We start from the raw sequence: 12,908 nt of genomic DNA, 5'->3' as shown, positions 1-12,908 counted from the left end.
CCATGTCGGCACGGGGAACGGCTGATCGCCGGTGAGCCGTCGGTCCGCTGCGCCTTCCGCTGCCGGACGAGGAGATTCCGCATCATCTTCCGGACGGGCCGTGACGTACGCCGGGCCGTGTCGTTCTTCACGGCGGGTGCACGTAATACCGTCGGGCCGTGCGGCCCGGCCGTCACAGAGCCAGCATCGCCGCGACCGCCGAACGCCAGTCCTCGCCCGGGCGCTCCACCAGCTCCTCGGCCAGGGCCTCCGCGCGGTAGCGGTGGCGGTGCAGGAGGCCGGGGGCCCGCTCGGGGGAGGCCACGACCCCACCGGGGCTTCCCAGCAGGCGGACGAGCTCGGTGGCGAACTCCTCCCAGCCCACGTGCCCGCCGATCGCGTTCACCGTGCCCTGAGCAGGCCGCTCCGCACACGTGACCAGGACCCGGGCCAGAGCCGCGGCGTGGATCCACGGGACGCCCGACCACGGATCGCCGGAGGCCGGAACGGCGCCCGCCGCGGGCAGGACCACCGGCCGGCCGGCGCGGGCGGCCTGGAAGAGGGCGCCGGGCGCCCCCCAGCGCAGCTGGTCGCGCAGCCTCGGGTGCGGACCCCAGACGATCGGGGCGCGGACCACGGCCGCCCCGCCCCGCCCGGCCGTGCCCGCGGCCTCCCACAGCATCCGCTCGCAGTCGAGCTTGGCCCGCCCGTACGCCGTGAGCGGCTCCTCCGGCGGGGTGTCCTCGGCGACGTCCGTCACCGACGGCCGCCCGTACGCGTCCACGCTGCTGACGAAGACGAACGCACCGCGCCGCCAGCCCTCCAGCAGCACGCGCATCGCCGCCACGTCCACCTCAGGAGAGGTGAAGGTGCAGGCCGCGTGGATGACCGAGTCCACTCCGCCGGCGAGCGCCGCACGCAGGCTGTCCGCGTCGGCCAGATCGCCTTCGGCCACCTCGACCCCGTCGGCCGCCACCAAGTGGGCCGACTCGGGCCGCACCAGCGCCCGCACCGGGCGCCCCCGGGCGGCCAGCTCCCGCAGGACGAACGCCCCGACCCCGCCGGTGCCGCCCGTGACCAGCACCGTGCCCGCCCGCGCGGACGGCGTGCGGGCTCCGGCGGTACGGGCCGCCGGGCTGCGGCGCGCGCGGGCCCGCTCGTCCAGCAGCGCCCCCAGCGCTTGCGGCGTGCGCTGCTCCAGGACGTCGAGCCCCGTCAGCGGCACCCGCAGCCGCTCGCGCAGGCGCTCGGCGACCCGTACCGCGAGGAGGGAGTGACCGCCGAGGAGGAAGAAGTCGCCGTCGGGGGCGGGCCGTTCGCCGAGCAGCTCGCCGAAGACCGCCGCAACGGCCTCGGCGGAGCCGCCGGGTTCCTGCTCGCGCGAGGGCTGCGGCTTCTGGCGGTCCTGCGGCTTTTGCCGGTCCTGCGGCCCCTGCGGGTTCTCCGGCTCCGACGGGTCCTGCGGCTTCTGCGCTTCCTGCGGGCTCTCCGGCTCCTGCGAGGCCGGGATCCGCGGCCCCTGGGAAGTCTCCCGCAGCGGGCGCCTGCGGCCCGTCGCCAGCGCTTCCAGCACGTCCGCGAAGCCCTCCACGAGCCCGCGGGCGGCGCCCTCGTCGATGCGGCCGCGGTCGAAGCGCACCAGGCAGCGCGGCCCGGCGGCGTCCGCGCCCTCCTCCACGCCCTCCAGGTAGAGGCCGAGGCCGAACTTGACCCCGTCCAGCTCGACGTCGACCGGCTCGCACCGCGCTCCGGCCAGCCGCAGCTGCGGGGGCCGGCTCAGGACGTCCGCGGTGACGCCCACCAGGGGGTTGCCTCCGCCGTCGCGGGCCGCGGCGCCCAAGCGCTCGACCATCAGGTCGAACGGGACGTGGCGGTGGTGCTGGGCCTCCAGCAGCGCGTCCCTCACCCGGGGCAGCAGCGCCGCGGCGTCCCCGGCCCCGGACAGGCGGGGCCGGATCGGGAGCGTGTTGACGCACAGGCCCACCAGATCGCGTGCCCCGGCCGTGTCCCGGTGGCTGCTGGCGCACCCGAGGACGAGGTCCTCCTCGCCGGTCGCCTCCCGCAGCGCCGCGAACGCGGCCGAGAGCACGACGGTGAACAGCGTCGCGCGCTGCGCGCGGCCCGCCGCCCGCAGGCCGTCGGCGGTCCCGGGCGGCAGCGCCACCGACAGGGTGCGTGCCTCGCCCCGGCCGCCGGTCTCCGCCGCGGCCGGGGGAAGCGGCACCGGGCGGGCGCCGGCGAGCCGTTCCGTCCAGTACGCCAGGCCCGCGTCGAGCGCGTCCGACCCGGCCCGTTCCCGCCGGGCGAAGTCCGCGTACCGCGGCGCGGGGTGCTCCGGCTCCCCGTCGCGCCCCTCCAGCTCCGCGCGGTAGCGGTCGCCGAGCTCGCGGGCGATCACGTCCAGGGAGCCGCCGTCGACGGCTATGTGATGGAACGTCAGCAGTAGCGTGTGGTCGTCCGGGGCGTGCCGGACGTGCAGGGCCCGCAGGACGGGGCCGGCCGTCAGGTCGAACCGGCGGGCCGCCTCTACGTCGAGGAGCCTCCGCGCGGCGTCCGCGTCCGCGTCCACGGTCCGCACCGGCACCTGCCGCACCGCCGTCACCTCCTGGTACGGCTCGCCGCCGGCGGTCTGCCCGTAGCGGGTGCGCAGCACCTCGTGGCGGCGCACCAGCCCCGTCAGCGCCCGGCCGAAGGCGTCCGCGTCGAACGGGCCGTGCACCCGGGTCGCGAACGGCACGTTGTAGACGGCGCCGCCCCGGCCGAGGCGCTCCATGAGCCACATCCGGTGCTGTGCGTGGGACAGTGGCGCGCGACCCTCCCCGGCGTCCGCGGCAGCGGGCGCCGGGCGCCCCTGCCGTGCACGGGCGTCCGCGCTGCGGCGCCGGGCCAGCCGCAGCAGCGCCTCCTGCCGGGAGGCCTGCGAAGAAACCGGGGACTCCGAAGCCGTACCGCTCACCGGGACGCCCCGTTCTCCCCGGCGTTCGCCGCGGCCTCCGGCTCCGTGCCGTACATCTCCACCAGTGCCTCCTCGATGAGTGCGGCCTGACCGGCCACGGTGGGCGCTGAGAAGAACGCGGCCAGCGTCAGCTCCACGCCCAGGTCCTCGCGCAGGTCGTCGACGACGCCCAGCGCGAGCAGCGAATGCCCGCCCAGGTCGAGGAAGTCGGCGTCCGGCGCGTCGATTGCGCACTCCAGCGCGCGGCCCCACGCGTCGGCCACCGCCCGCTGGACGGGCGTCAGCTCCTGCCGTACCGGAGCGCCGTGCTCCGCGGCGCCCTGCGCGAGGCCGGGCAGCGGCCGCCCGGCGAGGGCCCGGCGGTCCACCTTGCCGTTGGCCGTCAGCGGCAGCGCGTCCACCACGGACCACGCGTTGGGCAGCAGGTGCGCGGGCAGCCGCCCGGCCAGGTGCGCCCGCAGGGCCGCGACGGCGGGCTGCCCGTCGCCGCCGGGCACGACGAACGCCACGAGCCGGGCGTCGTCGGAGCCGGGGCGCACGACGGCGACGGCGGCGTCCGCCACGCGCGGGTGGTCACGCAGGGCGTGCTCGATCTCACCGGGCTCGATCCGGAAACCCCGGACCTTGACCTGGTCGTCGGTGCGGCCGTGGAAGTCCAGCGTCCCGTCGGGCCGGGCCGACACGACGTCGCCCGTGCGGTAGATCCGCCCCGCCGCGGGATGGTCCACGAAGCGCTCCGCGGTCAGCGCGGGCTGCCCGACATAGCCCGCGGCCAGGCGCGGCCCGCCGATCCACAGCTCGCCGCGGGTGCCCGCGGGCACGGCGTCGCCGCGCTCGTCCAGGACGTGCGCCGTCGCCCCCGCCAGCGGGCGCCCGATCGGCGGCGGGGCGTCGCAGTCGGCGTCCCGCACGCGGTGGCCGGTGGCGAAGCTCGTCGTCTCGGTCGGCCCGTAGCCGTTGACCAGCTCCAGCCAGGGGTGCGCCCGCAGGACGGCCCGCGCGTGCTGCGCCGACAGCGCCTCGCCGCCCACGATCACCGAGCGCAGCACGGCGAAGACCGGCGAGCGGCGCGCGGCCAGGTGGTGGAAGAGCGCGGTGGTCAGGAACGCCACGGTGGCGCCCAGCCGTTCCACGTCCCGCGTCAGGCTCTCCAGCGACTGCCGGCCCGCCGTGGAGACGGCCACGGCGGCGCCGTTGGCCAGGGCCACCCACGTCTCGAACGGCGAACCGTCGAAGGTCAGCGCCGAGTGGAGCAGGACCCGGTCCCGCCGGCCCACCGTCAGGTAGTCCGGGTCGGCCGTCAGCTCCGCCACGCCCCGGTGCGTGACGGCGACGCCCTTCGGGCGGCCCGTCGAGCCCGAGGTGTACATCACGTACGCGGTCGCGCCGGGGTCGTACGCGGCCGGCTCCGGCAGGTCGTCCTCGGCGTGCTCCGTGGCGCAGCTCCCGGCGAGCCCGCCCGCGGTCAGGACCAGTGCCCGCACGGGCGGCACGCCCGCCGCCTCCAGCAGATCCTTCTCGCCGACGACCAGGCCGACGCCGGCGTCGGCGATCATCGCCTCGGTACGGGGGCGCGGGTACGCCGCGTCCAGCGGCACGTAGTGGCCGCCCGCCCACCAGACCGCGAGCTGCGCCACGACGACGCCCACCGAGTGCGGCAGCAGCAGCCCCACCGCCGTTCCCGCTCCGACGCCGCGCAGCCGCAGCGCACCGGCCAGCCGCCGGGCGGCCGCGGTCAGCTCCCCGTAGGTGAGGGTGAGTTCACCGTCGGTCACGGCGAGGGCGGAGGGATCCGCGGCGGCGTACGCGAGAACGCGCCCGAGGACGCCGCCGGCGGCGCCGGGGGCCGCCGCTGAGGGCGAGCCCGGCGGACGGGGGCTCGCGAGCGCGGCCGGAACGCCGGCGGCGTGGTCCGGCGTGGCGCCCGGGGCTGTGGGGACCCCCGTGTCCGGGGCCGGGCTTGCCGTTGTGGGTGTGTTCTGCCGGGTGAGCTCGGTCAGGGCTGCCGTAGTGCCGGCCGGCGCTACGGCCGGGGCCGTCCCCGTGGTCTTCTCCCGGCGGGAGTCCACCAGTGCCGCCAGGGCGCGCAGGTCGGGCCGGCGCAGGAGTTGCGGGGCCCGGAGACGGACCGCGAAGCGTTCCTCCAGGCCGGTCAGGAGCCGGGCCGCCGTCAGCGAATCGCCGCCGGAGGCGAGGAAGTTGTCGCCCGGGCCTATTTCCGGGCGGCCGAGGATGCCGCGGACCAGCTCGACGACGATCCGCTCCGTGTCCGTACCGGCGGCCGTCCCGTCCGGCGATGCTGCCGCCGGAGCCCCGCCGGCCAGCAGCGCCGCGCGGTCCACCTTGCCGTTGGCGTCGAGCGGGAACGTCTCCACGTAGCGCAGCGCCGACGGCACCGCCTGCTCGGGCAGCCGGCCGCGGACCGCTTCCAGCAGTTCCGCCGCCGGCAGGGCCCCGGCACCGGGTGCGAGCCGGACGAACGCGATCAGCCGGGCGTCGCCCCCGGTGGAGGTCTCGGCCGCGACGACGGCGCGCAGGACGCGTGGGTCGTCCTCGAACGCGGCCTCGGTCTCGGCGGGTTCGATCCGCGCGCCGCGCACCTTGACCTGGTCGTCCAGGCGGCCGAGGAACTCCAGCACGCCGTCGGGCCGCATCAGCACCCGGTCCCCGGTGCGGTAGACGCGGTCGGTCCCGGTCACCTCCGGCGGCGGGGCGACGAAGCGGCGCGCGGTCAGGGCCTCGTCGAGGTATCCGGTCGCGAGGCCCGCGCCGCCGATCCGCAGCTCGCCCGCCTCGCCGCGCGGCACGACGTGCCCCTCGGGGTCCGTGACGCACACGACGGTGCCGTCGATGGGCGTGCCGATGGGCGGCGGGGCGCCGGGGGAGCCGGAGTCCCCGTCCGCCTCCAGGGCGTGCGCGGTCGCCACGACCGTGGCCTCGGCGGGCCCGTAGGCGTTGTCCACGCGCGCGGTGACGTCCGGGCCGGGCCGGCGGCGCAGCCGGTCGCCGCCGATGCTGAGGTGGCGCAGCGCGGGAAGGTCCGGCCAGGGGCGTTCGAGGACGATCTCCGCCAGGGGGGTGGGCAGGATGGCCACGCTCACGCCCGCCCGCCGCCACCAGGTGGTGAGGAGCTCGGGGTCCCAGCGGACGTCGTCGGGGGGCACGGTGAGCGCCGCGCCGGAGGTCAGGGCGGCCCACAGCTCCAGCACGTGGGGGTCGAAGGAGACGCCGATCATCAGGCTGTGCCGGTCGCCCGCGCGGGCGCCGCTCCGCTCGGCGTACCAGCGCAGGCGGGCGGCGAGCGCGGTGGAGGACACCGCGACGGCCTTGGGCGTTCCGGTCGACCCGGAGGTGAGCACCGCGTAGAAGGTGCCGCCGGGAACGGCGGGGCGGCCCGTGGGGTCGGGAACGGCGGCGGGGAACGCCGCGAGGGGCTCCCCGTGCGCGTTGGCGCCGGCCGAGGGCAGCGGGAGAGCCAGCCGCTCGGCGTCGTCGTACGCCGCGGGCAGCGCACCGGGCGCGCCGATCAGGCAGGTGACGCGGAGGCCGTCCGCGACGGCGGCCAGCCGCCGTTCGCCGGGGCGCGGCCCGAGCGGGAGGTAGACGGCCCCGAGCCGGGCGACGGCGACGGCGGTGGCGACGAGGGCGGCGGAGCGGTCGAGGCAGACGCCGACGAGGTCGCCGGGGCGCACGCGCTCGCGCAGCACGTCGGCCGTCCGGTCGGCGAGGGCGTCGAGTTCGGCGTAGGTCCAGGACAGCTCGCCGTCCTCGACGGCGGGCGCGTCCGGGTCCCGGGAGACCTGCTCGGCGTACCGGGCCAGGACGTCGTCCCAGCCGTGCGCGGTGGCGGTGCCTCCGTGGGCGACGGACAGGGTGACGGCGGGGGTGGTGACAGGTGATGAAGTCATGATTCCTCCGTGATGACGTCGGAAGGGATCGGAAGGGATCGGAAGGGAGCAAAAGGGGAAGGGGGAGGCGCGCAAGCGGTCAGCCCAGCCCCATGGCCCGGGCGACGATCACCTTCTGGATCTCGGAGGTCCCCTCGATGATCGTCATCATCCGGACGTACCGGTACAGGAATTCCAGCGGGTGCCCCCGCACCCAGCCCGTCGCCCCGTGCACCTGCAGCGACCGGTCCACGACCCGCACGGCGGTCTCGGAGGACGTCAGCTTGGCGAGCGCCGCGTTCTCCGGGGCCTCCACGCCCTCGTCCACCAGCCGCGCGCACGCCAGCGTCAGCAGCTTGGCCGCCTCCACCTCCGCCCGGCTGCTCACGAGGTGCTCCTGGACGTGCTGGTACGCGCCGATGCGCTCGCCGAACGCCCGTCGCTCCCGGGCGTATGCGACCCCGAGCTCCAGGGCATGCTCCGCGATGCCGTTGCACATGGCCGCCACCACGAGCCGGCCCCGGGAGAGGCTGTCGATGCCGTTGCCGAGCGCCGCGCCCACGCCCGCCTCGCCGCCGATGACGGCGTCCGCGGGCAGGCGCACGTCGTCCAGCACCAGTTCGTACAGCTCCTCGCCGGACATGCCCAGGTAGCGCTGGCCGATGCGCAGCCGGGGCTGGTCCATGTCCATGACGAACGCCGTCGGGCCGCCCTCGCCCCCGTCGCGGTCCACGGCCCGGGCCACGACGATGACGAAGTCCGCGTGGCCCGCGTTGCTGACGAAGGTCTTGCGCCCCGAGAGCACCCAGCCGCCGTCCGCGTCCCGCTCGGCGGTGGTGGTGAGGTGGAAGGCGTCGGATCCGGCGTTGGGCTCGGTGAGCGCGAGGCAGCGCGTCGCCTCGCCGCGCACCAGCGGCTTCAGGTACTGCTCGATCTGCTTGTCGGTGCCCTGGCGCAGCAGTGGGCTCGGCCCGTCCGAGCCGGCGAGCGCGTACGGGGCGAGCGGGCAGCCGCTGCGGCCGGCGGCGTGGTGCAGCTGGACGACGGCGCTGAACGGCATGCCGGAGCCGCCCAGTTCCTCGGGGTGGTCGCCGGCGTAGAAGCCCAGCTTGGCGGAGCGGCGGCGGACGTACGCGCGCAGGTCGGCCGGCGGCATGTCCCCGGTCTCCGGCAGCTCGGCCGCCAGCGGCACCAGCTCGCGGCGGACGAACGCCGTGAAGGCGCCGGCGATCTCGCGGTGTTCCGTCTCCAGGACGGAGGAGGGGGTGGTGGCGCTCATCGGGCGGTCTCCGTCAGGGCTCGGGCCTGGTCGGCGAGGACGGGGTGCTGGAAGAGGACGCGCAGCGGCGGGCGGGTGCCGAGCCGGGTCTCCAGCCAGGCGGCGAGGTGGGCGGCCAGCAGGGAGTGCCCGCCGACCTGGAAGAAGTGGGACGACGGCGAGAACCGGTCGTGTCCCAGGACCTCCCGCCAGCCTTCGGCCACCAGGGCGACGGCCGGGTCGCCGGCGTCCTGCCGCTCCGGGGCCGCCGGGCCGGCGGGCGTCGCCTCCTCGGCGGCGAGCCGGGCGAGCGCGGCGCGGTCCGGCTTGCCGCCGGGCAGCGTCGGCACAGCTTCCGGCCGGATCCAGCGCGCGGGGACGAGCGCGGCGGGCAGCCGCTCGGACAGCGCCCGGTGCAGCAGGGCCTGGTCCGGCTCCTCGCCGCCGTCGACGAAGCCGGTCAGGCAGGGGCCTCCGGCGGCGTCCCGGCCGAGGACGACCGCGCACGAGCGCCCGCCGAGCACCTCGGAGGCCACCGCCTCGATCTCCTCCAGCTCGATGCGGTAGCCGCGCAGCTTGACCTGGTTGTCACGGCGGCCGAGGAACCACAGCAGGCCCTCGCGGTCCCGGTAGCCGAGGTCACCGGTCAGGTAGGCGCGCGCCCCGCCGAGCGCGGGCACGGTGACGAACCGGGCCGCGGTCGCCGCCCCGGCCTCGCCGTCGCCGAGGTAGCCCTCGGCCAGCCCCGCGCCGGAGACGGCGAGTTCGCCGACCGCGCCCACGGGCAGCGGTTGCAGACCCGCGTCCAGGACGTGCACCCCGACGCCCGGCAGCGCGGTCCCCAGCGGCACTTCGCCGCCCCCGCCGCCGCCTTCGGTGTTCTCGCGGGTCACCTCGTGGACCGTGGAGGTGATGGTCGCCTCGGTCACCCCGTAGGCGTTGAGGACCGTCGCGTCCGTCGCGGCGAGGAGGTCCCGCAGCGCGGCGGCCGGCAGCCGCTCGCCGCCGACGACCAGCAGCCGCGGCTCCCACATCCCGTCGCGGAGCGCCTCGCACAGCTCCTCCCGTACGGCCAGGAGGTAACTCGTCGGCAGGTTCGCGACGCTGACCCGGCGGGCCGCCAGGACGGCGATCAGCTCGGCCGCCGTCGGGACCTCCCGCTGCGGCACGACGAGCGACGCCCCGGCCAGCAGCGACGGCAGCACCTCCTCCAGCGCCACGTCGAAGGAGGGCTGGGCGAAGAGCAGCACTTTGTCGGCGGAGTGCAGTCCGTAGCGCCCGGCCACGGTGGCCGCGTGGTGGGCGAGCGCGGCCCTGCCGACGGCGACGGCCTTGGGCAGGCCCGTGGACCCGGACGTGTGGATGACGTACGCGGCGCCGTCGACGGGCGCGGCCGGCGCGGCGGCGGGGAAGGCCCCGTCGGCGTCGAGCAGTGCGACCGGGACCGGCAGGCCCTCCGCGGGCAGCGCGAGGGCGCTCTCGCGGTCGGCCAGGACCAGGGCCGGCGACAGGCGCCGCAGCAGCGTCTCCAGGCGGCTCGCCGGGTCGTTGGGGGACAGCGGGCAGTAGACCGCGCGCAGGCGCAGGCACGCCAGCAGCGTCACGACGGTGTCCACGCCGCGCGGCAGGACGGCCGCGACCGGCTGACCGGCGGTGACGCCCGCCGCGCGCAGCCGCGCCACCAGCTCGTCGACGAGCCGGTCGAGTTCACCGTAGGTGATCTTCCGGGCGCCGCTCACGACGGCGGGGAGGCCGGGGTCGTGCCGGGTGACCGGGTCGAGGACGGCATCGGCGTCGGCATCGGCGTCGGCGTTGTCCGCGGACGCGGACTCCCGGGCGTGGTCCGGTACGGGGGACGGTTGCGCGCCGAGCGCGGCGAGCGGTGCCTCCGGGGCCTCCAGGTAGGCCCGTACGAGATCGAGGAAACGGTTCGCCAGCAGCCGGGCGGCGTCCTCGTCGAACAGGTCCCGGTCGTAGTCCCAGACCAGCGTCATGCCGGCCGCACCCTGCCGCGGCCCGACCGTGCGCCGGTCGTCGGGCAGCAGCACCAGGTCGAGGTCGAAGCGGGTCGTGCCGGTGTTGAAGCCCTCGAACAGCGACACCTCCAGGCCCGGCACCTCGACCTCCGGCAGCGCCGCGTCGTGGGCGCTGAACATCACGCTGAAGAGGGGGTTGTCCGCGCCGGACGTGTGCAGGCCGAGCTCGCGCGTGAGCACCTGCACCGGGACGTCCTGGTGCGGCAGGGCCCGGATGAGGCTGTCCGTGACCTCGTCCACCGCCTCGTCCGCCCCGGCCGCCGGGTCCAGGCGCAGCCGCAGCGGGATCGTGTTGACGAACATGCCGGTGGCCGACTCGAAGCCCTCGGGGCGGTTGCCGACCGCGGTGCCGACCACGAGGTCCGCGCGGCCGCTGTGGCGGCGCAGGAGTTCGGCGAAGAGCGCGAGGAGCGTGGAGAAGGGGGTGTGGCCCTGGGCGCGGCTGTGGGCGCGCAGGCGCTCGGCGAGCCCGGCGTCGACCGCTTGCCGCAGCTGGCCGCCCGCGTGCCGGCGCCGGGCGCCGGGCCGGGCGAGACCCGGCAGCGGCAGGTCGAACGACGCGTCGCCCAGCTCGCGCTGCCAGTAGGCCAGGCCCGCCGCGCGCCGGGCCGCCCGCTCGGGGCCGTCGGCGGCCTCGATGTGGTCGGTGTAGGAGGCGGCCGGCGGCAGGACCACCCGCTCGCCCAGCACGCGCGCCCGGTAGACGGTGAACACGTCGTGCAGCAGGATCGCGAACGAGTGCCCGTCGTGGACCAGATGGTGCTCCACGTGGACCAGACGGTGGTGGTCCGTACCGAGCCGGACCAGGCACCAGCGCAGCAGCGGTGCCTCGTACACGTCGAGGGGCGTCTCGGCCTCGGTGCGCAGCAGCGTCGCGAACGTCGCCTCGGGGTCGGTCTCGCCGCTGAGGTCCACCGTGCGCAGGCGCAGCGCGCAGCCCTTGCGCACGCGCTGGCCGGGCAGGCCACCGGGGGAGTCGACGAGTTCGAGGCGCAGACCGGGGTGCCGGTCCAGCGCGGCCGCCAGCCCCTCGCGCAGCGCGGCCTCGTCGAGGGTGCCGCGCAGATCGACGGTGGCGGTGAAGTTGTAGGCGCGGCTGCCGGGGAGCATCTGCTCGTGCAGCCAGACGATCTCCTGGGATGTGGAGAGTCCGAACATGATCAACCTTTCCGGGTGCGGGAGGTGTACGGACCGGGGGGCGGGGTGCGCCGGGCGCGCAGGGCGCGGCGTGGAGGAAGCCAGGGCTTCGGTCAGGCGGTCGAAGGCCTCCTCCGCACGGTGGTCCGCAACGGCCGACCGGTCCCAGGCCATGCGGACCAGGAGGTCGGAGCCGTAGGAGACGGACACGGCGAACGGGGCCTGCACGGGGCGGCCGTCGATGTGGGTCTCCCGCCCCGCGGTGCCGCCGAGCCGCAGCGGGGGCCGGCGGCCGAGGTCCTCGAAGGTGAGGAGGCCGTCCAGCCGCCCGGACCACGGCGCCCCGGCCCGCCGGGCCGCGTGGACGACCTCGTCGAAGGGGGTGTCGGCGCGGTCGAGGTCGTCCCACCAGGCCGAGGCCCGCTCCGCCGGGCCGGTGTCGTCCGCCGGGTGCGCGACGGTGTTCAGGAAGCACCCGAGGACCGGCGCTGCGCCGGGGGGCCTGCCGCCCCACGGGTACCCCAGGACCGGTACGGAGTCCGGGCCGTGGAGCGTGCGGGCGGCGCCGGCGCAGGCGTCGAGGAGGACGGGGAAGGCCGTGGAGCGCGCGGCGTCGCCGGGTACGGGGATCCGGCGCAGGGCGGTTCCGGTGCCGGTTCCCGTGCCGGGGGCGGGGCGGGCCGGTGTGTGCCCGGGCGCGCTCGCGCCGCCGCCGCGGAGGCCCGCGAGGCGCTGCGCCCAGTAGGCGAGGGCCTGGGGCCGGGAGGCCCTTTCCTCGGCGGCGAGTTGGCGGTGCACGGCGTCCTCGTAGGCGGCCATGCCCTCGGCCGCCGCGCCCGCGGGCACGTCCTGCGGGCCGAGCCCGTCGCGGTAGGCGTCGGAGAGGCCCGCCGTGATCAGGCCCAGGGACTGCTCGTCACAGGCCGTGTGGTCCAGGACCACGGCGAGGATCTCTTCGGGCCCGCCGTCGTCCGCGAGGAAGAACCGCAAGGGCGTTCCGTCCGCGGGCCGTTCGGCGAGCGCGTGCCGCAGGGCGTCACGGGCGGGCTCCCCGGGCCGCGGCCGCACGCGCTCCACCTGCCCGGCGGGCTCGCCGGGCACCTGCAGCGGCACCCCGCGCCGCACCACCGGGCGCGTGCGCAACGCCGGGTGGAGGGCGGCCAGGTGTCCGGCGGCCGCCCTCAGCCGCTCGGTGTCGACGGCCCCCGCGGGGAAGACGAAGAACAACGGGACCAGCACGGCCCGCCCCGCGGGATCGAGCTGCCGGGCGAGCAGGAACCGCCGCTGAGCCCCGGTGACGGGCAACGGCGCGGGCCCGGTCCCGGCGGCGCCCTCGGTGAGGCGGCGGTAGCGGGCGAGGTAGGACGAGGTGATGTTGCCGGGTTGCACGATGACCTCCCGTGCGCAAAGGCGCGACGGCTCGTGGGACGAGAGGGGAGTGGGCAGGTTGTCGAACGGGGTGGTGCTGCGGGTTGCGGGCGGTGGCGTGTACGGGCGGTGGCGGCGCGGCGCCCCGGCCGCCGGGCCGGCGGCCGGCCGGCCGAGGTGGCCCGGCTGCCCGGGACGGTTCGCCCGGGCCGGCTGCGGGAGCCCGTCCGGGCCACCGGGCGGACGGTTCGTACGGGTCGGGGCGGGGTGCGTGATCGGTGTGGGGC

Annotated in this window: 4 protein-coding genes; all 4 read right to left on the bottom strand. The window is 77.0% G+C overall.

The genetic code is table 11. From position 1 onward, the window contains the following. Nucleotides 1-172: 172 nt before the first annotated feature. The 4 genes from ACSNOG_RS14550 to ACSNOG_RS14535 all read right to left on the bottom strand — a co-directional run bounded on the left by ACSNOG_RS14550 (nucleotide 173) and on the right by ACSNOG_RS14535 (nucleotide 11,274). Nucleotides 173-2,935: a condensation domain-containing protein gene (locus tag ACSNOG_RS14550; protein ID WP_436753056.1), complete on the bottom strand. Its 2,763-nt coding sequence runs from the start codon at nucleotides 2,933-2,935 to the stop codon at nucleotides 173-175. Further along, nucleotides 2,932-6,843: an amino acid adenylation domain-containing protein gene (locus tag ACSNOG_RS14545; protein WP_436753055.1), complete on the bottom strand. Its 3,912-nt coding sequence runs from the start codon at nucleotides 6,841-6,843 to the stop codon at nucleotides 2,932-2,934. Before ACSNOG_RS14545 ends, ACSNOG_RS14550 begins: the two co-directional genes overlap by 4 nt. A gap of 79 nt (nucleotides 6,844-6,922) precedes the next feature. Further along, on the bottom strand, nucleotides 6,923-8,101 hold the full coding sequence (locus tag ACSNOG_RS14540) for an acyl-CoA dehydrogenase family protein (protein WP_436753054.1): 1,179 nt from the start codon (nucleotides 8,099-8,101) through the stop codon (nucleotides 6,923-6,925). Then, the gene (locus ACSNOG_RS14535; protein ID WP_436753079.1) at nucleotides 8,098-11,274 is read right to left on the bottom strand and encodes a non-ribosomal peptide synthetase; all 3,177 of its coding nucleotides are present in this window, start codon (nucleotides 11,272-11,274) and stop codon (nucleotides 8,098-8,100) included. Before ACSNOG_RS14535 ends, ACSNOG_RS14540 begins: the two co-directional genes overlap by 4 nt. Between the last annotated feature and the right edge of the window lie 1,634 nt (nucleotides 11,275-12,908).

This window comes from Streptomyces sp. URMC 124, from assembly GCF_051386455.1.
Taxonomy (GTDB): domain Bacteria; phylum Actinomycetota; class Actinomycetes; order Streptomycetales; family Streptomycetaceae; genus Streptomyces.
This window is presented reverse-complemented; position numbering and strand designations above follow the sequence as displayed.